Genomic DNA, 22,823 nt, shown 5'->3' on the forward strand with positions numbered 1-22,823 from the left:
CAGTTGTTCTACGTGGTGCCCTTACTTCTGCTGATTGCCAACAGTTTTCAAGGAGACGGCGGTATCTCCTTGAAGAATTACACTGATTTCTTCAGCAGTCCTGTCAATGTCAAAGTCCTCATCGACACTTTTATGATGGGCATTCAAGTCACTATCGCCTCCCTAATTATTGGCTATCCGGTCGCCTACCTGTACATCAACGCCCCTAACTTTTGGAAAGGAATTTTGACCTTTTTGATTATGCTGCCGCTGCTGACGAGCGCTGTAGTCCGTACCTTTGGCTGGGTCGTTATTCTAGGTCGCCAGGGATTGATCAACACCGCCCTATTGCAGCTAGGCATTATTGACGAGCCCATTCGGTTACTCTTTACCCACAATGGTGTGCTGATTGCGCTGACCCAGGTTTGGATGCCAATGATGGTGCTACCAATCGTAGCCTCTCTCTCACAAATCGACTCTCGTCTGGCGGCGGCCTCCGAAAGCCTTGGCGGTGGCGTTTGGCGAACCTTCTGGCAAATCACTTTCCCCCTCACGCTACCAGGAATTATCTCTGGATCGCTGTTGGTGTTTGCCCTCACGGTGAGCTCCTTTGTGACGCCTTCGATTATCGGCGGTGGCCAGCTAATTTATCTGCCAACGCTGATCTACCAGCAGGGCATCATCCTGCTGAATCAACCTTTTGCCGCCGCTGTTTCCACTTTACTGCTGATTATGGTGGTCATTATGGTGGTGATATTGACTGCCCTAGGTCGCCGCAGCCGCCGCTACATTCATTAGGCTAACTGTTCATTAGTCCCAGAGCGAATTTCATACAGGAGCTATTATGTCCTCTACTCTCGCGAAGCCCCCCGCTCCGATGCCTCAGGCGTCTGACTACTCACAGCGCCAGCTCGATAAAATTTCATTCCAGGTGGTCATGCAGCTCATAGCCTGGCTGGGGCTGCTGCTGCTAACAGCACCCAGCATCATCATCCTGATTACGTCCTTTAGTTCCTCTCCCACACTTCAGTTTCCGCCGCCGGGATTTTCCCTACAGTGGTACACCTCTCTTTTCAGCTTTCCAGAGCTGCGGGCGGCGGCGCTAAACAGCTTTCAGGTAGCGCTAATTAGCACGATTGTCTGTGTCGTATTAGGTGTGTCGGCTTGCTTGGCCATGATCAGCAGTAAAGGCCGCTGGGTAACAGCCGTTGATGCCCTAGTAATGTCACCTTTAGCGCTACCGGGCGTGGCTTTGGGCCTAGGCATGCTGACATTTTTTGCCATGGTGGGGGTGCAGCTTTCACTGTTTACCTTAATCGTCAGTCACATTGTTATTTGCACGCCCTACGTCGTGCGTAACGTGCTAGCCAGCCTTACCCAGTTAGGCTCTTCCTTACAAGAAGCGTCCACAGCCTTAGGCGCTAGCCCGGTTTACACCTTCTTTAAGGTGACCCTGCCGTTAATTAGGCCAGGGGTATTAATTGGGGCCTTTATGGCATTTCTTACATCTTTCGATAATGTGGCGGTGACATTGTTTTTGTCTGATGCAAGGACGGACATGCTGCCCATTCGCATGTGGTCAATGATTCAAAATGATTTAGACGTACGAGCGGCAGCAATCTCTGGCGTTTTAATTTTTATCACGGCCTTACTGATGATTGTAATGGAGCGGTTCTCTAGCCTGTCAAAATCGCTGATTGGCAACTAAAGCCTCTACACTGCCCAATTTGCCCGTCGTGCGATCGCAGAACTTACGATAGCTGATCGCAGAACTTACGATAGCTGAGCGCAAAGTTTACGGTGGCTGAGCGCAGTCGTTCGCAGGGCGTCTCCGAAGGAGTTAGCCACAACCTAGCCTGCCATAATAATCGTGGCTCAGTGCTAAATGCCCAGCGAGCATACCATCGGCGACTAAAAACAAGATCTTATTTCTGCTTTAAGACTCGATTAGCTCTTTCTTGGGCTATAGGCGAGACTTGTTCGCGCCGTTCTGATACTCAAGCTTTTTCTCGTTTTCAGCAGCTTTGCTAGGTTCAAAAAACAACAGCGTCACGATGCCCGAAAGCACAATCAGACCGACATTGATACTGAGCAAAGCCATTCCACCCCATCCTCTAATTGGATCTTGAGAAAGAAACGCGATCGCACCCGCTACGCCTGCCGGGACTAGCGCCAACGCCGCCACCACACCCACCAGCGTATCCGTCTTTTTCTCAACCATTGCTATCATGCCAGCAACGCCCGCTGCGATCGCTGTCACTACGCTATACCAGCCCGGACTCACTCGTTCTTGCAATAGCTGCCGATTCAGCAGGTCAGCCTCTCTAGGCAAAATGTGAGTGACCGTCAAAAGCCAGGCTGTGATCAGCGCTGCTGAGATTGCAATACCTAGCCCTAGTCCTGCCGATATTGCGCCATCTTTTGCCAAGTTCAGCCGGTGATGAACCAGCCCAAAAGACACCAGCGCCAAAGGTGGAAACGCAGGCGCAATCACCATCGAGCCAATCAGCACAGGTACCGAATTGGTTAGTAAGGCAACCGCCGACAGCACGCCTGCTGTAGCCATTAGCATAATATACGCGATACTAAATTCACTCAGCGTAATAATTCGCTGCTCAATATCAGATTGAAGGTGGAAACCCATACAAGTTTAGAAAGACGACTATTGCTCATCGGTAGACTGATACGAATAGTATAAAGTCTACCGATGAACATTTAAGACTACAGGTAAGACTGAATGCTCTCTCTATAGCATTCCTCTAGCACCAAGTCAGAAAGCCATCCTATGGAACCTATCTCCTATGGAACAGTCCCCTATGGAATTTACCTTTATTAGACTTATCTAAAAGCGTTAGTCTCACTACTCAGGTATCTTCTAGAAGAGCTAATTTTAATGGTGAACGGATATCCGGCTCTAGCTACGGCCATCGGCTTTGTTTTAATTGGAGCGAACCTACTGTTGCTGATAAAAAAACGTCATAGAACTGCACAAGGTTTGAGCGGGGTTATCTTTGCGGGTGCTCTGCTGGTGCTGATAGAACACCTCTACGCTACCGTTCTCTATCAGGCTCAGGTAGTCACAGGAAAGAGTCTCTATACGGCGATTGTCTTATTACTGTCTTTAGGCATTTTGTTTGTCCAGTCTGATCGGGGCTGGATGAGCGAACTGAGTGGAGAGCGTATCGGTAGCGTCATGCTGCGGCGATCGCTGCCTTGGACAATCGTCTTACCTAATTTCCTAGGTGTCTTGGTTCTATGGATTTATCAGCATTTATCACTGCCTTTTGAAAGTGCATTGGCACTATCTAGTGTCTTAGGGACTGTAGTTTTTTCAAGCATCATTGTGTGGAATGGGCGACGGCTCAATCAACTAGATAGCCGACTAGATGACTATCATCAAAGCGAGCAGCAGCGAGCAGACGCCAGCTTGCAGCAGAACCAGGCAGTGCTACAGCGACGGCTCGCCGAAATAGAATCGATCTATCAGACTGCACCGATTGGCCTAAGCATGCTCGATCCCGATTTACGCTTTGTGCGAATAAATCAGCGCTTAGCAGACATGAACGGGTTTTCGATAGAAGATCACATCGGTCAGAAAATTGCTGATTTGCTACCTAATCTAGCCGATACGGCTGAGCAGCTATTGCGGCCCATCTTAGCCACGGGCGAACCGCTTTTGAATGTAGAAATTCGCGGTGAAACGCCAGCTCAACCAGGCATAGAACGCATCTGGCTAGAACACTTTTTACCGCTTAAAGAGGGCGATCGCACGATCGGCATCAGCACAGTATGTGAGGAAGTGACTGAGCGCAAACGGGTAGAGCGATCGCTCTACGACCGGGCCCAGCAGCAGGCCGCTGTAGCCCGTATTGGTCGTCAGGCGATCGCCATCGACCAAATCGATCCGCTGCTGAAATCTGTCGCCGATCAGGTGACGCAGGTGCTCAAGGCTGAATGCTGCGAGGTGCTAGAGCTTTTACCCGGTAGTGGCCAGGGCCTCAAGTTGAGATCGGCCACAGGCTGGCCTGACAGGACAGAACAGGTTGTTTTTAGCAGCGATCGCACCTACTGGATGGGCTATACGCTATCCACTTCAGAGTCTACCGTCGTCACTAACCTATCGAGCGAAACTAGATTTATCAGCCCGTTGCTCAGCGAGCAGCAGGTGGTCAGCGGCATGAGCACCGTGATCGGTAACAGCAACGACTGTCCCTTTGGCGTACTCGCTGTGCATACGCATACTCAGCGAGACTTTAGCGAAGACGATGTTAACTTTTTGCAGGCGATCGCTAATATCATCTTCGAGGCTATCACCCGCCACCAAACCGAGCAAAGGATTCGTCAAGCCAACGCCGAGCTAGAGCGCCGCATCGAAGAACGCACCCACCAGCTAGTTGAACTCAACCGCGAGCTAGAATCCTTTGCCTACTCAGTAGCGCACGATCTTAGAACGCCGCTGCGAGCTATTGAGGGATTTGCTGGCATTCTTCGAGAAGATTACAGTAGCAGCCTAGATGAGACAGGACAGCAATACACCCAAATCCTAATTGATTCCGCTGCGAGACTCGATCGGCTAATTCAAGATTTGCTTGACTACAGTCGGCTAGGGCGCAGCGACATTCGACTAGTTTCAGTCAATCTTTTTAGGATAGTTGAATCCGTATTGCATGAACTTACACCTACCTACTCAGCGCCGCAGCCACAGGTTGAAGTCATTGAAAAACCGCATTTTGGGCAGGCACAGCGCAGCATCCTAAAACAGGTAATCAACAATCTGCTCACGAATGCCATCAAGTTTGTTCCGGCAGAACGCCCACCGGTTATTCGTATTTGGTCAGAAGAGCGTATAGAAGAGTTGGGAGAGAAAAAATGGATTCGGCTATGGATAGAAGATAATGGCATCGGCATTGCTCCCCAGTACCGCGATCGCATTTTTCTACCCTTCGAGCGACTACAGGGTATAGAACAATACCCCGGTACAGGAATTGGCTTGGCAATTGTGCAGCGAGGCATTGAGCGGATGGGCGGCCAAGTCGGCATTGAGCCTGCCCCTAGTGGCGGTTCTCGCTTCTGGATAGAACTGCGACAGCCATAGCTTTTACAGGTAGCTTTTATAGATCGGCTTTCACTAGGCGATCGCAAAAGGCTAAAAAAGCAACAGCTATTCTGTTACAAAAATAGACCTTTACAAAAGTAGATATCTAATGAGTAAGGACTCCACCTTACGCTACGCTGTAGCTGATTTTGACAAGATCGCATAGCAGACGACGGATTGCATTCGTCGTTCATCAGCTACTTTACCTTTAGCTAATTTCACCTTTAGCTAATCTCACCTTTAGCTAATAGTGCCAGCGCTCACGCCAAAAGCAGAGTCACGGCAGCTATACGTTTCGATAGTTGATTTTTAAGGAAGACCGCATCATCAAGAACTGCATTGGAGCCAAAGCATGAATTTTCGAGACCACAGCATCTTGATGGTTGAAGATGACTCTAACGATATCTTTTTCATTCAGCGAGCCTTTCGACAGGTCAATAAGACTAATCCAATTCGCGTGGTCAAAGACGGAGAAGCCGCTATTGACTACTTATCTGGTGCAGGCGAATATAGCGATCGCGAGCAATACCCCTTGCCTACCTTAATTTTACTAGATCTAAAGCTGCCTCGCCGCTCTGGGACAGAGGTATTGAAGTGGCTAAGACAGCAGCCAGTAATCAAGCGGCTGCCAGTGGTTATACTGACCTCTTCTAGAGAAAACGTAGATGTCAACACCACCTACGAACTAGGAATCAGCTCTTATCTCGTCAAGCCAGTTAGTTTTGATGCCCTATCTAGTATGATTGCAACGCTAAATACCTATTGGCTCAAGCTCAACGAGTACCCTTCTGTTACACTTACTTAAAACAAATTATAAAGATAAAATTAAAGTGTAGCCCAGAACTCAGACAGCAAATGCCTTATGATAACTGCCATTCGATTCTAACTATTCAATGGCGCTAGAGAAACCTCTTCAAAGAATTCTGCTCATCGACGACGATCCCAACGATCGACTGCTGGCTATTCGTGAAGTCAATCGCGAATTTCCCGATGTTGAAATTCTAGAAGCCCTAAATTGGCAGCAAATTCATCAGTCATTCGCGGCGGACGAGTTTGACCTAGTCATCACCGATTACGAACTCAACTGGGCCACCGGACTAGAAGTCTTGCAGGCGCTCAAGGCGCATGATGACCAGCGACCTATCATCATGTTCACCGACTCTGGCTCCCAAGAGATCGCCGTCAAAGCGATGAAAGCAGGACTCGATGACTACGTCTTAAAGTCGCCCAAGCATCTAGTTCGCCTGGCCCAGGCAGTACGCTCCGTTTGGGAAAATGCTCAAGTTCGACGTAGAGCCTCTGAATTAGAGTTTCGTCTGCAGTTTCTGCTTAACGAGCTAGCAGTCGGCGTCTTTCGAACCACTCTAGAAGGAGAGCTTATAGAAGCAAGTGATGGGCTTTTAGAGCTACTCCACCTCAACTCTTTAGCGGCGGCTCAGTCATTTTTTCAACAAAATCTTGCGGCTAGCTTTCACAAATTACCAACGCAGAACCGGTGGCACCGAGAAGTAAAGATAGTGCGCGCCAAAGCAAAAATTCTGTGGTTGCGTATTAGTGAAACCAAAGTCAGAATTAACGGCAATTGGGTAATTGACGGCTTAGTTCACAATGTTACCGCTCACAAAGAGACAGAAGCAACGCTTGAGGCCCTCAATCAAACGCTAGAACAGCGTGTCGTAGAGCGCACTGCCCGCCTAGAGCAGCTCAATCAAGAGTTAGAGATGTTTGCTTTTGCCATCTCACATGACTTGCGCGCGCCGATTCGTCAAATTAGTGGATTTGTTGCTTTTTTAAAGCAGTCAATTGAGCCAGTCACTTCTGACAAAGCAGTACTGCGCTATCTGCGACAAATTGTTAATCTGACAGGACAAGCTGGGAGGATGATCGATGATCTGCTGCAATACTCCAGTACCGGGCGCGCCGAGCTGCAGTATGTCACTGTCGATATGGAAAAGCTCGTAAAAGAGGTAAAACAACAGATTGAGGTGCAGACCACAGATCGAACCATTCATTGGCGAATTTCTTCTCTACCCACGCTTACGGGCGATCGCACCCTACTCAGTCGCGTTTGGCAAAATCTGCTCGAAAACGCAGTCAAATATACTCAAAACAAAGCGCAAGCAAAAATTGAGATCGACTACCGAACCGGGCAAAACGAACAGGGAAAGCTCAGCCATATTTTCTCTGTACGAGACAATGGAATTGGCTTTGAGCAAAAAGAACATGCCAGGCTATTTGGCGTCTTTCAACGGTTACACAGCGAGCGGGAATTTGCAGGTACAGGCATTGGCCTAGCTAGCACTAAAAGAGCGATCTATCGACACAAGGGCAGCGTATGGGCAGAAGGAAAAGCAGAGGCTGGTGCCGTCTTCTATTTCTCGTTGCCCTATTCGATAGAGTAATTCACTAAGGAGAAACTCGCTGCTCAACCAGTGCTCGAATCTGCTTTAAGTTGATCGGCTTCGTTAAATGTTCGTCAAATCCAGCGGCTTCAGCCCTAGCCTTGTCATCCGGCTGCCCATAGCCACTGATAGCAATTAGATAGACAGCGCTCAAATCCAGCTCTGAGCGCACAGCCTGGGCAACCGCGTAGCCATCCATCGCCGCAGTCAGGCCAATATCGCTGATGATAACATCAGGTTTAAGCTGCTGTGCTAAGGCTATGCCACGCCTACCATTGCTGGCTATATTCACCTGATAACCCGCCTTTTCAAGATACATCTGTAGCAAAACTGCTGAATCTTCACTATCTTCAATCACCAAAATTCGTTTGGCTCGCTGGGTATTAGAGCTGTTTGGCCGCTCATCTTCGCCTATTTCGCTATCCTCTAAAGCAGACAATCGACTAGAAGAGGCAAGTTCCACAGACGCCCCTAGCGCTTCATAATCTTCTTTCAAACAGGGTAACTTTACTGTGACAGTTGTCCCCTGTCCTACCCCCGGACTATCTGCCCGGACTTCTCCGCCGTGTAGTTCAATAATTCCTTTTGCCAAAGGAAGCCCTAGTCCCAATCCTCCGCTGCGAGCCAAACTATGATCTTCTTGACTAAAAGCAACAAAAATACGAGAGAGCGCTTCTGTGGCCATTCCAATTCCTAAATCGGCGATTTGAACCGTAACGAACTCTGCGTTCACTGACATAGAGATATTGACAGCACTACCCGAATTAGAAAACTTAACCGCGTTAAGTAAGACATTTGAAAACGCTTGCATCAGTCTAATAGAGTCTCCATTAATCCAGACAGGTGAGTTATACAGCGTAGTATTCAAAGAGATTTCTTTCTCTGCTGCTACACTTTGAGCGTCTGTTATCAGATCGTGCAACAGCTGGGTTAAATCCATTCGGTGCTGATGTAGCTGAATCTTTTGGTAGGCAATACGCGAAACGTCTAGCAGGTCGCTCACTAGGCGAGTGAGCTGCTGAAGCTGTCGGCTAGAAACAGCCAGCATCTGCTGCATACGACTTCTGAGCGTGTTGTCCTGTGGGGTAGCCACCGTTTCTTCCTGCATCTCCATCAGCTCAATGCTGCTACTAAGCGCATTGAGAGGGTTTCGCAGTTCGTGTCCTAATGCGGCTAGAAAGTCATCTTTACGCCGATCCGCATCCTTTAAAGCTTCCTCGTTTTGCTTGCGTTCAGTGATGTCATAGTTGACCCCGATCATTTTAACGGCATCTCCGTTAGTATCGCAGATCACCCTAGCCTTGGCAGCTAGCCATCGCAGCGGGCTGCCTTCACGACTGATACGAAACTCAATGTCGAGTTCTGTTTTCTGTTCAATAGCCGCTGCTACCGCCTCTTGAACCCAAGAAACATCTTCAGAATAGACATATCGATAAAATAGCTCTGTACTCACGTCTGCGGCTTCGTTAGAGTCTAAGCCTAATAGCTGGTACTCTATAGCGTTCCAAGCGACTTCACCCGTCACAGCATCCATTTCCCAAATACCCACGTTGCCAGCGCTAGTAGCAAGATCTAGCCTCTCTCGATTCTTTTCTAGCGCTAGTGTTGTCTCCTCTCTTTGCAAGATCGCAGCGAGGGCATTGGCGATCACCTGTAGAAAAGACGTATCTTCCGGTGTAAACGGACGGTCATCAGCTCTGTAGCTAGAGAGTACGCCATAGACTTCATCTGATTGGCCATAGACAATCGCGCTAATGCCACCGACCAAATTCAGTGTCTTTAGCAGCGGCGACTGGCTAAATCGACGCTCATGGGAAAAGTCCTCGACGGTTATAGGCTGTTGAGCGCTAAGGGCATAGCCTGCGTGAGAATCAGTTGCGCTGATCGTGGCCTGGCCTTGAAGCTCAACCGGCCAGCCGCTGCCGCTTTTTAGCAGCAGCGCTTCTGGATGGTCAGGCTGATAGACAAACAGGCCACAGGCAGTAGAGTCAAGGGTTTGACGAACAATCTCAGTAGCGCGATCGCAAACAGACGCCGCCCTGTGATCTTGTAGGGCATACGTGCCCAATTCAGCAATCACGCTCTGCCGCCGGGCCCACTGCTCGGCCCGGTTTCTAGCCTGGCGCAGACTCGTCACATCAATAAACGTCAGCACTGTACCGCTGATTACATTCTCAAGCGTGCGATAGGGCATGATTCGCATCTTGTAGTAGATGTCTTGACCTCTATCGTGAACCTCTCTCTCAATAGGAATCAGCGATCGCAGCACTTCTCGAACATCTGTAGCAATATTGATGTCTTCCAAAGAAAGAGAGATATCAGTAATCGGTCTACCTACATCTGTTCCAATCAGATTAAACAACTCTATCGCCGCTGGCGTGAATCGCTTGATTCGCAGACCTTCATCTAGAAAGACAGTTGCAATTCGCGTGCTTTCAAACAAATTTTGGATATCGCTATTAACCGCGTCTAGTTCTTCAACCTTGTTGCGTAGCTCTGTATTGACCGTCTCTAGCTCTTCATTGATTGACTGCATCTCCTCTTTCGAAGTCTGCAGTTCTTCATTAGAAGACTGTAGCTCTTCATTCATAGAAAGCAGTTCTTCATTGGCCGATTTCAGCTCCTCATTGGACGTTTCAATGCCTTCAACTGTCGATCTTAAATTCTCTCTAGTAATTTTCAGCTCATCTTCAAGCTGCTTAATAATCGAGGCTGCTGCTGCCGGTTGATGACCGCTAGCACCGGCTGCTTCATAGCTAGTAGGCTTGCCTATATCCTGAAAAAGCACCAGCAGTAAACTGCTATCATTCATTGATTCTTTGAATGATTCTTTAATAGGACGAACAACCAAGTTGAGTATGGCGATTAGGTCATCATACTCAACAGACACTCGCTCACGGACAACTTCATGCTGTGATTCTCTCGCTATTTGAATCGCCGACCTCAGATCTAGCCTTAAACCTAGCCTAGCAAGCTCTAGCAGGTTATTACTAGGCACACCTTGAGACTGCTCTAAATACTTACCCGTACGCCCAAAGAAATAGACAATCTCGTTTTGGTCATTGATGATCACACAAGCAGGCGTATAGTCTTGTAACAGCACCCGCTCTATCGATTTTGAGATTTGCGACTGACGGCTGCCGACTGTCGAAGTTTTAGGTAGAGAAAGCTGGCGATAGCTACTACGATCGACCAAAGGAAACTCAACTTGAGGCGGCACAATCGCTGCCCTGCGTCGAAAGAGTCGATGGGATTTGTCTATAGTCTGAAAAAGCTCACGATAGTAGGCAGAGAGATTTTCAGAGCTGCCTAGAAATAAATAGCCACTTTCTCTTAGTGCATAGTGAAACAGAGGCATCAGCCGTTTTTGTAGAGTCGAGTCAAAGTAGATTAAAAGGTTACGACAAGAAATTAAATCAATGCGAGAGAACGGCGGATCGCTAATCAGACTGTGCTGAGAGAAAATGCACATCTCTCTTAGCGACTTTGAAACTTGATAAAGACCGTCCTGATTGAGAAAGAACCGCTCTAGGCGCTCTGGCGTAATTTGCTCGGCAATACTTTCTGGATAGCGAGCATGGCGCGCTTTCTCTAAAGCCTGTTCGTCAATATCTGTAGCAAATATTTGAACCTGTGACCGCGTACGCTGTCGATCCATCTCTTCGGCTATCAAGATCGCAATCGAATAAACTTCCTCTCCCGAAGAACAGCCCGCCACCCAAATGCGAATAGACTTGCGATCGGCGCTGTCTCTAACTAACGCGGAAATTGCCGTTTGTTGTAAAGTGTTAAATGCTTCAAGATCGCGAAAGAAATGGGTGACGCCAATCAGCAAGTCCTTGAACAGTAGACTAATCTCTTCATTGTCTGATTTGAGATAGGCAACATAAGCCTCGATTGAGGCTGTCTGCGTGATTTGAATCCGACGCTGGACGCGGCGAATCAGGGTTCCCTGCTTATAATTACCGAAATCGTGGCCAATGCGTCGTCGTAACAATGAACAAATTTGCTGAAGATGGTCAGCCGCCTCAGGCAGCATCCCATCTTCACCCAGATGTGCCCGTAGCCCTTTGTGGTGGCGCGCATACTCAATTAATTCAGACGGAATATCTTCAACCGGCAGCACAAAATCTACTAACCCAGTCAGCACTGCGTTACGCGGCATGCTGTCGTACTTAGCGGTTTCACTATTCTGGGCGATCGCCAGTCCGCCAAATTCTTTGATTGATTTCATCCCAATCGTGCCGTCGCTACCCGTACCCGATAGAATGACGCAGACAGCATTTTCACCTTGATCCTCAGCCAGCGAGCGGAAAAAGATATCGATAGGAGCGCGATGTCCTCTAGCCTGTATCGGTGTCGAAAGGCGCAGTATGCCATCGTCAACTGTTAGCGTTGCATTGGGCGGAATGACGTAGACCCGATTAGCTTCTAGCTGTACTTCTTCCGTAACTTGCAGTACAGGCATTTGGGTTTCTTTGGCCAGCAGTTCCGATAGTAGACTATCGTGATCAGGGGCTAGATGCGATATCAGCACAAACGCCATCCCGCTGTCTTCATCCATCCGACGGAAGAACGTCTGAAAAGCTTCCAACCCGCCAGCAGAAGCGCCAATACCCACCGTCAAGAACGAATGTATCTGCCGGGTTACTTCATCTAACTCCGCCTCTAATTCTGCTCTTTGATCAATCTGCTGATCGTCCACGAGCTGATCGCCGCCCTCATCGGTTTTAGGTAGCTGCGAGTCGCTATCTTCTGGTGATTCTTCGCGACTATAGCTAAGGAGATCGCTGTCAGGATTAGAAGCCATTTTTTAATATCTTTAGATTGAAAAATAAATGTTTTGATCTATCTTACGTGTCAGCTTTTTTCTGATCGAAAACGTCTAATAAAAAGAGAGCTTTCTTGGTTTAGCTTAATAGGTCTTCTGAGCTAGCCCTCTGTTTTAGCTACCTAGCGAAGCCCTGAGTTAGAAATTAGTTAGCAGTCGATAGCCTAGTCAAAAGTTGACCTTTCCACCAAAAGCTTACGAATAACTTGGGCGTGGGTTCTCAACGTCTCCGACTGCTTTTCGTAGGTTTGTGCAGACTGAATTCGACCTTGTTTGACCTCATTTTTAGCCATAACTATCGACAGGTTAGCCCTTTCTTCCATCGTCCGCATCGCTGCCCAGAGCGCCTTCTCTAAAATTGAATCTTGACTAGCTATCAATGTTTTGGCCGTAAAGCCATGACCGACATGGCAGCGATAGCGTTGTATGGTACTTCCTTCCATTTGCCAAAGTGGGCCGTTACACTCAGGGCAGCTCATAGGGACCAAATGGCCAAGCTGTTCTTCGCGGTCAATATCGCTCAGCGCCTGCTCTGCAATCTTGGCTTCCATCGCTATATCCTTTGGGATTTCGCGAACTTCTTGGGCCATTTGCCCGACCATCTGCATGATTTTTTCTCCCATATGACGAATCGGTAGTTGATAATCCACATCGACTGCCGCCAGCGCGTTCGTCGGCATATCGGGGAAATCGGCATCTTCAGGATCTTGAACAATCGCAATCCCTCCACAGCGCTTGATCGCCGATAGTCCAGCTGTTCCGTCATCTAGATAGCCTGTAAGTACGACGCCAATGGTCTGTCCTGGATAGGCGATCGCCGCCGATCGAAACAGCGGATCAGCCGCCGGTCGATGCCGATTCTCCTTCGGCCCTCGATGTAAGCGCAGATAGCCTGGTTTTACTAGCAAATGAACATCAGGCGGAGCCACATATACATGTCCTGGCAAAATCGGCTCGTGATCTTCAGCCGGCTTAGCTTTTAGAGGGCCAGCAATGTCCAGCAGCGTAGCCAACACGCTCTCAGCCTTTGGCATGATATGTAAAACAACAAAGAAGGAAGCCTGCATGTCAGGAGAAAACTGTGAGAATAGCTTTTGCAGCGCAGCCACCCCCCCAGCAGAGGCACCGATTACCACAATCTCGTGATTTTTCATCGATCGCACCTGTCCTGGTAATGTGGTTTCATAATTTGCAATTTACATTTTTTTAATTATTAGCTTTAGTAATAGGTGCTTTCCTATGCCCAATCAACTCTCTTCAGAAGGAGAATAGCTAAATCGCCTACCCGCAGCGTCAGTCCTATTACTTCGCCGAGTATGCCAATTGGCAGATATCCTCAACCCTGCTGCCGACCGACAAACTCCTATCAAACTTCTATACTGATAAGCCCCCTGATTAAGCACTGTGATTCAGAAAAGTCCTTTCAATGCCGCTTCCATTCCTCAGCCTGTAATTGAGCTAGGTCGAGACGTTTGCGGTGACCCAGTGCAATCTACTGTCCGCGAATGGCTGATCACAAATGGCATTGGTGGCTACGGCTGCGGCACCCTCTCGGGCATGCTCACCCGCTGCTATCACGGTCTGCTCGTGGCCGCTCTAGCGCCGCCGCTTGGCCGAACGCTGCTGCTGACCAAACTAGATGAAGCAGTGCAATACTTGGATACTGCCTATCCACTCAGCTGCGATCGCTGGGCAGGGGGGACCACCACTGGCCACGGCTACCGCCATCTAGAGCGCTTCCATCTAGAAGGCACCATTCCCACCTGGACCTACGCCTGCGCTGACGCCCTTCTAGAAAAACGCATTTGGATGCAGCCCGGCGAAAACACCACCTACATCCAATACAGGCTGCGGCGAGCCACTGCCCCTTTTCAGATCAAGATCAAAGCCCTCGTCAACCACCGCAACCACCATCACGTTACGCAAAGCCAACGCTGCCCTCAACAGCAAAGCAATCACACTAACCAGATCCAGCTCCCAAAAAATCAGCTACAGAACCAGTCCTGGAATATCTTTGCTCGCTCTCACCCTAGAGGTCTAAAAGTAGAGGCTACAGGCTGCTCAACGCCAATCTACCTACTCACTACAAAAGGCCAGCTACAGCCCGTTGACCGCTGGTATCAGCACTACTTTCTCACTCAGGAGAAATACAGAGGGCTTGCTCATATCGACGACCACTTCCACTGTGCCACGATTCGCACTACCCTCTCGCCCGGTGAAATTATTACCGTCGCTGCCAGTACAGAACCCTATCCCGCTCTAGATGAGACAGCGCTTGCGAAAAGACAGCAGTATGAACAAACTCTTTTAGATCAATTTTCCACTTTTCAGCCCTCAGATGAAATCGTTCATACTGACAAGGCGACGTCTAGAACCTCTCAACGCAACAGGCCACAGGCTGCATCCTCTTCAAAAGTGCTGCCCCCTGCCCTCCGACAGCTACTGCTTGCTGCCGATCAGTTCATTGTAAAAAGAACAACAACAGACCCCCAGACCCAAGAAAGAACAGAAGGGAAAACAATTATTGCTGGCTATCCCTGGTTTGGAGACTGGGGGCGAGATACGATGATTGCGCTACCTGGTCTTACCCTCACCACAGGCCACCTAGAAGTAGCTCGGCCCATACTTCGCACCTTCTCCCACTATCTTAGTCAGGGCATGCTGCCCAACGCTTTTCCAGAAGCTAATAGCGAGCCTGGATATAATACAGTCGATGCCATATTCTGGTATTTTGAAGCGATTCGCGCCTATATCAGCATCACAGAAGACCATGAGCTATTAGAAGAACTTTTTCCAGCTTTAGAATCGGTGATTGACTGGCACCTACGCGGTACCCGGTACAACATTCATCTAGATCAAACAGACGGATTGATCTACGCTGGAGAGAAAGGTGTGCAGCTCACCTGGATGGATGCCAAAGTAGATGACTGGGTGGTTACGCCTCGAATTGGTAAACCTGTTGAGATTAACGCCCTGTGGCACAATGCCTTGCTGTGCATGGCTGAGTTTTGCGATCGCCTTGGTCAGCCAAACTCAGACTATCTCGATCTAGCAGGATTTTGCGCCAATAGTTTTCCTAAATTCTGGAATGCCTCTCTTGGTTACTGCTACGACGTGATCGATAGCCCCGAAGGCAATGACTCTTCTCTTCGACCCAACCAGCTCTTTGCAATCTCTCTAAATTACGCACCGCCGCTTAGCCAACAACAGCAGAAAAGCATCGTCGAGACCTGCGCTCAGCAGCTATTGACTTCCTACGGCCTCCGCTCGCTCGCTCAGTCCTACCCAGACTACGTTGGCAAATACGGTGGCGATCGCACCAAGCGTGACGGTGCCTACCACCAAGGCACCACCTGGAGCTGGCTAATTGGCCCCTTCATCCAGGCCCATCTCAAAGTGTACAAAGATCCAGAGCTTTCTCGTACTTTCCTTACCCCCCTGCTTAGCCATCTGCAGTCGGGCTGCGTCGGCACCTTGAGTGAAATCTTTGACGGCGATCCCCCCTTCACGCCCCGTGGAGCCTACGCTCAAGCTTGGTCAGTCGCTGAAGTCCTTCGAGCCTGGCAATCAATAGAACAGCAGCTATTGTGACTGTCAGTGGCGTGGCCGCTACTGCTCTAATGTTTATGCCTGTAGCAAAAGCTTTTGCCAAAGCCTTCAAAGTCCACTCCGCTTCAGCAGGAGCCGCGTACGCGGCTCTTTTGTATTAGCAGCGTGCATAATCCTAGAGCTTATTTCCTGAGAACACTTTATAAAAGCGAGAATGCAGAAAATTAATTTCTGCTGAAAATTCATGACGATTGCAGCACCTACGCTTATCCAAGCGGACCAGGAAATATCACAAATTATTACTTGTTCTACTACCGATCGCCTCGTAGAACAGGTCCCTGTTTCTGTTATCTTCTTTTATAAAGAGAAATTATCTCCAGAGCCTCTGATGGCAGCGCTTAGAAAAGTGCTAGCTGACTTTCCTATGTTCTCTGGCAGGCTGAAAATAGAGAGCAATAATTTACTGATAGATTGCAATAATAGTGGTGTTCAATTCACTCTTTGTTTTAATAAATGCTCGCTCACTCATGCACTCGACGACCTGTCGCAAATCAAGCTTAGAAGGCTAGTTGATTTTATAATTGCAGACGATGCGTTGAAAAATCAAAGCCCACTTTTAACGGTTCGACTTACGCAGTTTAGCTGCGGGGGAACAGCACTTGGCATCTGCTGGCATCATTCTATTGGAGATATGCATGCGTTTATGTGCTTTATGCGTGCTTGGTCAGCCGCTACGAACGGCAAGCAATACGATCTGCCTCTAGTCATAGAAGATAGAAAGGCATACCTTCAAGAGCATATTATAAGAAATGAAAGCGCGTCCCCTAGTGTAAGATATCTAACGATTGTAGAGATGCTTAGGCTAACGCTGTACAGGTTGACAACTGCTCGAAAAAAGAGCGCCATCAGAATCTATTTCTCTGATAGCGAGATAGAAAATATGAAGCAAGCTTTTTCAGAGAAAACTGGACAAAGGCTTTCTAAAAACGATGTTTTGTGCGCTCACGTATTCAGTCTCATCACTGACTTAGATGACTATAATAAGAACCGCTATTTATCGATCGCAATCGATTATAGAGATAGGTTAGGCTTGCCACAAAACATTCTAGGGAACATGATTGATTTTATCAATGTGTCATTGCCTCAAAGCGCTAGTTCATTTGAAGCTGCTCAGGCTACTAGAGAAAGTGTTAACGGTTTTAAGACTGACCGCATAAGCGTCCTAGCTACTCATCAGTACATCGAAGATAACGGCGGCGCTAAGAAAATCCATCGCTTTATAAACAAAGGTATTGATCCTATCAGGCGATCGCTCATGGTCACGAACTGGTCAAAGTTTGGCGTTTACGATGTCAGCTTTCTAAAAGCTAAGCCCTTATACTTTACAGCAGTCAGTGATTTCCCTTTCCCTTGGCTATGCGCTATTACGAACGGTTTGTCGAATCAAGGACTCATCTTTTCTGCGTACCTGCCCACGAAGTTAGTACGGAAGCTCAATCAACCCAATAATCTACAAAAGCTACACCAGTATCGCGATTCTAATGAGACTCTACCTGTACACATGAAGAATCTCTCCTAACTTTAGAGACTGTAGAGTCTAGGGCTTAGCTCCACTACATTACTGATTTATACCTTGTCAGTTGGTTGTGACCTCGGTCTCGATTGGGCTGATAATTACCCAACTCCATTCGCGGGTCGCTATATTGGACTGAAGAAATTTAAATTGAAGATAGCTGACCACGTGAAATTACAGAGCCTATGAAACTATCTAGGCACTTCTGTCATGTTGGCAGGCAATGAGAGCTGGGCATGTTCAACTCATGTATCTATCTAATCAGACACTGATTAGACGATTCAAGTTTGTTGATTAACAACCCTAACCGTTAGGAGTGTAATAAGAATATGGAATGGTATCTCAAGGTTCTAAAAAAGTATGCAACCTTTGAAGGCAGAGCTAGACGAGCAGAATACTGGTATTTTTCGTTATTTAACGTTCTCATTAGCTTCGTAGTTGGATTCGCAGATGGATTCATTAGCTCCATCTTAGGAGTTGGGACGATAGGGCTAAGCGCGATTTACATCCTCGGTACTTTAGTGCCTAGTATTGCAGTAACATGCAGACGACTACACGATACGGGTCGCAGCGGTTGGATGCAATTGATCGCTATTATTCCACTGATTGGTCCCATTATTTTACTCGTCTTTACAGTGCAAGACAGCAGCTTTGAGCGCAACGAGTATGGCCCTAATCCCAAGCGCCCAGCATCTGTTTAGCTTAGGAATTTAGCTTAGGAATTTCTCCATTGTATTCCTCTATTGAATGCATCGAGTTACTTAAGATATCTCTAAAGGCCATAACTCTTGTCTAAAGAAAGTAGCTCGACTCTGCTGTGTCCAGTAGGATTAGCCTATGTAATTGCCCCATTCTTAGAGAAAAACAAATGAAGAGAACGCTAATTCAAAGCATATTTGTACTAGCTGGTACAGTAGCGGTCGGAACTTGCTTTACTGGGCAGGCTGAGGCCGCAAATCTAAGAAGTGATCTGTTATCAGGGAATGTGATAGGTTTCGCCGATGGCAACGTCAATAACGACGTAGAAGCTGGGTACGAATTTGGAGTGACAAGTAGTCGTAATATTAGTCAAATTCTTTGGAGTGGAACCGAGTCTACTGACAGCTTCTTAGTGAATCTGTTTAGGCGTGAGGACTCTGCGCCCCTTGCAACTTTAACCGGCAATATTAGTTCCTTCGTAGAGTCTGTTCAGCTATACAACGACCCTACTGTAGTTGATCTATCTTTCTACACACTATCGCTTGATAGTCCCTTTAACTTAGATTCAGGGGACTATGTATTATCAGTCCAGAATAGCTCTGATTGGAATTGGACACGAATCGATGGAGGAACAACTCTATTTAGATTTGATGGAGACTCTTGGGAGGATGGTCTTATGTCTTCTGGAGGACTAGATCTAAGCTTTTCAAGCAGTACTGCACCCCATCCTGCTCAACCAATTCCTACCCCCGCCCTTCTCCCTGGTTTGATTGGGTTGGGTATGACAACGCTTCGCAAACAGCGGAGAAAAGAGACAACAGCTGAAGCTTAATGCTGATGATGCATTCGCGATAGTTAATCAACTCGAAACTCGTACTTCTGTATTCTTCGGATTCCTTATGTCAGGAGAATGCAGAAGTACGGAAAAGTGCTTATGTATAGACAGGGAAGGTCAGTCAGAGAAAAACCGTGCCCTGGCTAAATCGACCTTTGCCTGTACCCGAGTGCCAATTTCTAATCGCTGATGCACCGCCGTCCGCACATTGAGCACTTGCGTAGAAGGTAGCTGCACGGTGTATCGATACTCTCTTCCTAAGAACTGACGTCCCTGAACCTGCAGATCGCCTCTCTCGTCGGGTTTAATTTGCACATCTTCTTGAGCAATCATCAGCTTTCCTTGCGCCGATGACTGCTGCGCCATTTTTTCAGCCGTTTTTTCAATGGGTAGCGGCCCAATCCACCCTAGCTCTGTTTGGCAGCCGCCCTCGTGCCATGTGGCCGCGACAAAATTTGCCTGCGTGACAAAAGCCGCAATAAATCTCGAAGCTGGGCGCTGGTAAATGCCTTCTGGCGTATCTACCTGTACCAGTCGGCCACGATGCATCACGGCTACCTTATCCGCGATCGCCAACGCCTCTTCTTGATCGTGCGTCACAAAAATCCCCGACGCGCCTACCCGCTTCAAAATATCGCGCACTTCCTGGCGCAAATATAGCCTTACCTGCACGTCCAAATTACTAAATGGCTCATCTAGTAAAATCACCGGTGGCCGGGGTGCCAATGCTCTAGCTAGAGCGACTCGCTGCTGCTGCCCACCCGAAAGCTCATGCGGAAATCGCTTCTCCATGCCTGCGAGCCCAACTAGCTCAATCGATGCGATCGCCTGCGAACGAATCTCCTTCTTTTCTAGCAATCCCTGCCGCCATAGCTGCTTCAAGCCAAACGCCACGTTCTCCATGACATTCAAATGCGGAAAAAGTGCATAGTCTTGAAACACAACGCCCACATTTCGCTGCTCAGGCGGCAGCCATGTCCTGGTTCCACATACCTGCTGCTGACCCAACGCGATCGCTCCTGCGTCAGGCCGCTCGAATCCAGCGACTAGGCGTAGCAACGTTGTCTTGCCGCAGCCTGAGGGTCCTAGCAGACCTAACAGCTCTCCTTCGTTTAGCTCAAAGCTTGCTTTATTCACCGCTGGCAGCGGCGTTCCGGCAAATCGTTTTGTAATCCCAGAGCAAGACAGAACAGCAGAAGACATCATGCTATTGCATATTAATTTCAATAACGCCTCTTCCTAATATACGCGATTATGGTCAGAGTGATTCTCAACAAGACCTGCTTGCTAACTGACGGCTAATCGATGTCTGAAGCAAAGACTTACGCAGCATTGCTGTGCCTAGATAATGTTTGGACGGTGCCCAAACACTGGCCAGACACCGTCCAAACACAAACACCGGGGATGCAGGCAAGAGCGAGGATTATTCCCAGCCGGCTCGATCGACAATCTCGTTGACCTGTGGATTGTTTTGACCATAGGTCACTACGTTAGTCGCATCCACCTTAAAGTCACCTAGTTCAGACACCACCGGATCGAGCGCGACCTCATCGGCTACTGGATACTCATTGTTGCTCTCAGCAAATACTTCCTGTGCTGCAGGGCTGACCAAAAACTCCATAAACGCGATCGCATTCTCAGGATTCGGTGCCCCGGCGACCAGGCCCATACCGCTGATATTGACGTGAGTTCCGCGATCTTCCTGATTAGGGAAAAACAGCGCCGTTTGAGCCACTGCCTCTTGATCCGCCGCGTCATCTGACTTGGCTAGGCGCGCCCAATAGTAGTGATTCACAATCGCCACGTCGCACTGTCCTGCCGCCACTGCCTTGATCTGGTCAGTATCGCCGCCTTCTGGGTCTCTAGCAAAATTACTCACGAGTCCTTCTGCCCAGGCTTCGGTGGCTTCAGGCCCAATCGATTCCACCATTGAACCGAGCAGTGACTGGTTATAGACATTCTCAGAGCTGCGGACGCACACCCGCCCTTCCCACTTTGGATCGGCTAGATCCTCGTAGGTTGATAGCTCTTCTGGCTGCACATTGTCTGTGTTGTACACCAGCATTCTGGCCCGAGTAGTCAAGCCGTACCACAGACCACTGGGCTCGCGCAGGCTCTCTGGCACCACACTGTCCAAAACTTCAGAGGACACTGGCTGTAGAATTCCCGCCTCTTGTGCTCGCCACAGCCGTCCGGCATCTACTGCGATAAACACATCGGCTGGGCTTTCCTCACCCTCATTGCTAATCCTTTCAATCAGCTCATCCGGCTTGCCTTCTAGCACATTCACCTGAATGCCGGTTTCTTCTGTAAACTCGCTATATAGCTCTTCATCCACATCGTAGTGCCGCGCAGAATACAGATTCACAACTTGTTCGGCCTCCTCTGTACCGCTCTGACAGGCAGTGATGCCCAGACTAACCAAAAGAGTGATTCCACACAGGTAGCGTCTACTTATCTTCATTCTATAATCTTCGCTTGTTGACAATTACTATTGACTATTGAAAAAGATTGTGGGGCGAATATGCAACCCTTTCTCCATTACTTTATTGTTAGGAACATTTATCATTTCGGCGAAATGGTCAAAATCAGTCCAGGCATTTGCTGTAGAATTGTTTGGATTTATTGAGCTTGGTGCCCCATGCCCCGTCGAAACGACCTCGAAAAGATAATGCTGATCGGCTCTGGTCCTATCGTCATTGGCCAAGCTTGTGAGTTTGACTATTCTGGCACCCAAGCCTGCAAGGCACTGCGAGAAGAAGGCTATGAAGTCGTACTGGTCAACTCTAATCCAGCGACGATCATGACCGATCCAGAGATTGCCGATCGCACCTACATAGAGCCGCTCACAGCCCCTTTGTTAGAGCAAGTCATTGCCCAAGAACGCCCGGATGCGCTGCTGCCGACGATGGGCGGCCAAACGGCGCTAAACCTAGCCGTAGAGCTTGCCAAAAGCGGTGCCTTAGACAAATACGGAGTCGAGCTGATTGGCGCAGACCTAGAAGCGATCGAAAAAGCGGAAGATCGCAAGCTGTTTAAAGAAGCCATGCTCAAAATTGGGGTCGGTGTCTGCCCCTCTGGGCTAGCTGAAACCATGGACGAGTCTTGGACAATCAACCAACAGATCGGCTCTTACCCGCTAATTATTCGTCCGGCCTTTACCATGGGCGGCAGCGGCGGTGGCATCGCCTACAACAAAGAAGAATTTGAAACCATCTGTCGCTCTGGCTTAGAGGCTAGTCCCGTCTCTCAAATTCTCATTGAGCAGTCTCTGCTGGGCTGGAAAGAATACGAGCTAGAAGTCATGCGTGACCTGGCCGATAATGTCGTGATTATCTGTTCGATCGAAAATATTGATCCGATGGGCGTTCACACTGGCGATTCGATTACCGTCGCCCCCGCTCAGACGCTCACAGACAAAGAATACCAGCGGCTGCGAGATGCCTCTATCAAAATCATTCGCGAAATCGGGGTGGAAACGGGCGGCTCGAATATTCAGTTCTCAGTTAATCCAGACAATGGCGATGTCATCGTCATTGAGATGAATCCTCGGGTTTCTCGCAGTTCGGCCCTAGCCTCCAAGGCGACCGGATTTCCGATCGCCAAATTTGCTGCTAAGCTGGCAGTGGGCTATCGCCTGAATGAAATTTCTAACGACATCACTAAAAAGACACCAGCTAGTTTTGAGCCCACCATTGACTACGTGGTCACCAAAATTCCTCGCTTTGCCTTCGAGAAGTTTCCGGGCTCTTCTTCGACGCTGACCACCCAGATGAAGTCTGTCGGTGAGGCAATGGCCATCGGTCGAACCTTCACCGAGTCTTTTCAAAAGGCACTGCGATCGCTAGAAACCGGTAGAG

The 22,823-nt window shown here is 48.6% G+C and carries 15 protein-coding genes; 10 read left to right on the plus strand and 5 right to left on the minus strand.

All coding sequences use genetic code 11. From position 1 onward, the window contains the following. Both IQ256_RS22375 and IQ256_RS22380 read left to right on the plus strand, forming a co-directional pair. On the plus strand, nucleotides 1-777 hold a 777-nt coding region (locus tag IQ256_RS22375), incomplete at its 5' end, for an ABC transporter permease (protein ID WP_193857912.1). A 46-nt stretch (nucleotides 778-823) separates the two neighbouring features. After that, complete coding sequence (locus IQ256_RS22380) at nucleotides 824-1,687, plus strand: ABC transporter permease (RefSeq protein WP_228025168.1); 864 nt, start codon at nucleotides 824-826, stop codon at nucleotides 1,685-1,687. Nucleotides 1,688-1,942: 255 nt separating this feature from the next. Here the strand turns inward: IQ256_RS22380 and IQ256_RS22385 are convergent, their stop codons facing one another. Next, nucleotides 1,943-2,623: a DUF389 domain-containing protein gene (locus tag IQ256_RS22385; RefSeq protein WP_193857913.1), complete on the minus strand. Its 681-nt coding sequence runs from the start codon at nucleotides 2,621-2,623 to the stop codon at nucleotides 1,943-1,945. A gap of 249 nt (nucleotides 2,624-2,872) precedes the next feature. Between IQ256_RS22385 and IQ256_RS22390 the strand changes: the two genes are divergently transcribed. From IQ256_RS22390 to IQ256_RS22400, 3 genes are all read left to right on the plus strand, one after another. Then, entirely contained in the window at nucleotides 2,873-5,074 is a 2,202-nt protein-coding gene (locus IQ256_RS22390; RefSeq protein ID WP_193857914.1) for an ATP-binding protein, read from the plus strand. Nucleotides 5,075-5,426: 352 nt separating this feature from the next. Next, complete coding sequence (locus tag IQ256_RS22395; RefSeq protein WP_193857915.1) at nucleotides 5,427-5,879, plus strand: response regulator; 453 nt, start codon at nucleotides 5,427-5,429, stop codon at nucleotides 5,877-5,879. An 88-nt stretch (nucleotides 5,880-5,967) separates the two neighbouring features. After that, nucleotides 5,968-7,476 carry an ATP-binding protein gene (locus tag IQ256_RS22400; protein ID WP_193857916.1) on the plus strand — a complete coding sequence of 503 codons (1,509 nt, stop codon included), beginning with the start codon at nucleotides 5,968-5,970 and terminating at the stop codon, nucleotides 7,474-7,476. A 4-nt stretch (nucleotides 7,477-7,480) separates the two neighbouring features. Here the strand turns inward: IQ256_RS22400 and IQ256_RS22405 are convergent, their stop codons facing one another. Together IQ256_RS22405 and IQ256_RS22410 are read right to left on the minus strand one after the other, a co-directional pair. Continuing rightward, nucleotides 7,481-12,286, minus strand: a complete 4,806-nt coding sequence (locus IQ256_RS22405) for a chemotaxis protein CheB (RefSeq protein ID WP_193857917.1) — start codon at nucleotides 12,284-12,286, stop codon at nucleotides 7,481-7,483. 185 nt (nucleotides 12,287-12,471) lie between these two features. Continuing rightward, entirely contained in the window at nucleotides 12,472-13,461 is a 990-nt protein-coding gene (locus tag IQ256_RS22410; protein ID WP_193857918.1) for a chemotaxis protein CheB, read from the minus strand. A gap of 250 nt (nucleotides 13,462-13,711) precedes the next feature. On the opposite strand from IQ256_RS22410, the gene IQ256_RS22415 reads away from it, so the two are divergent. The 4 genes from IQ256_RS22415 to IQ256_RS22430 all read left to right on the plus strand — a co-directional run bounded on the left by IQ256_RS22415 (nucleotide 13,712) and on the right by IQ256_RS22430 (nucleotide 18,960). Beyond that, nucleotides 13,712-15,898 carry an amylo-alpha-1,6-glucosidase gene (locus IQ256_RS22415; protein ID WP_193857919.1) on the plus strand — a complete coding sequence of 729 codons (2,187 nt, stop codon included), beginning with the start codon at nucleotides 13,712-13,714 and terminating at the stop codon, nucleotides 15,896-15,898. Nucleotides 15,899-16,100: 202 nt separating this feature from the next. Beyond that, the gene (locus tag IQ256_RS22420) at nucleotides 16,101-17,435 is read left to right on the plus strand and encodes an acyltransferase (RefSeq protein WP_193857920.1); all 1,335 of its coding nucleotides are present in this window, start codon (nucleotides 16,101-16,103) and stop codon (nucleotides 17,433-17,435) included. A 323-nt stretch (nucleotides 17,436-17,758) separates the two neighbouring features. Further along, nucleotides 17,759-18,130, plus strand: a complete 372-nt coding sequence (locus IQ256_RS22425; protein ID WP_193857921.1) for a DUF805 domain-containing protein — start codon at nucleotides 17,759-17,761, stop codon at nucleotides 18,128-18,130. A gap of 167 nt (nucleotides 18,131-18,297) precedes the next feature. Beyond that, entirely contained in the window at nucleotides 18,298-18,960 is a 663-nt protein-coding gene (locus tag IQ256_RS22430; protein WP_193857922.1) for a PTPA-CTERM sorting domain-containing protein, read from the plus strand. A gap of 120 nt (nucleotides 18,961-19,080) precedes the next feature. Here IQ256_RS22430 and IQ256_RS22435 read toward each other — a convergent pair whose 3' ends face one another. Both IQ256_RS22435 and IQ256_RS22440 read right to left on the minus strand, forming a co-directional pair. Then, a complete protein-coding gene (locus tag IQ256_RS22435; protein WP_228025169.1) occupies nucleotides 19,081-20,166 on the minus strand; it encodes an ABC transporter ATP-binding protein in 1,086 nt (361 codons plus the stop codon). A gap of 220 nt (nucleotides 20,167-20,386) precedes the next feature. Continuing rightward, nucleotides 20,387-21,427 carry a Fe(3+) ABC transporter substrate-binding protein gene (locus IQ256_RS22440; protein ID WP_193857924.1) on the minus strand — a complete coding sequence of 347 codons (1,041 nt, stop codon included), beginning with the start codon at nucleotides 21,425-21,427 and terminating at the stop codon, nucleotides 20,387-20,389. A 177-nt stretch (nucleotides 21,428-21,604) separates the two neighbouring features. Here IQ256_RS22440 and carB point away from each other — a divergent pair. After that, nucleotides 21,605-22,823 (plus strand): carbamoyl-phosphate synthase large subunit (gene carB / locus IQ256_RS22445; RefSeq protein WP_193857925.1); only part of this gene is annotated, 1,219 nt, incomplete at its 3' end.

Origin of the sequence: cf. Phormidesmis sp. LEGE 11477, from assembly GCF_015207105.1 — a bacterium.
Lineage (GTDB): Bacteria > Cyanobacteriota > Cyanobacteriia > Phormidesmidales > Phormidesmidaceae > Phormidesmis.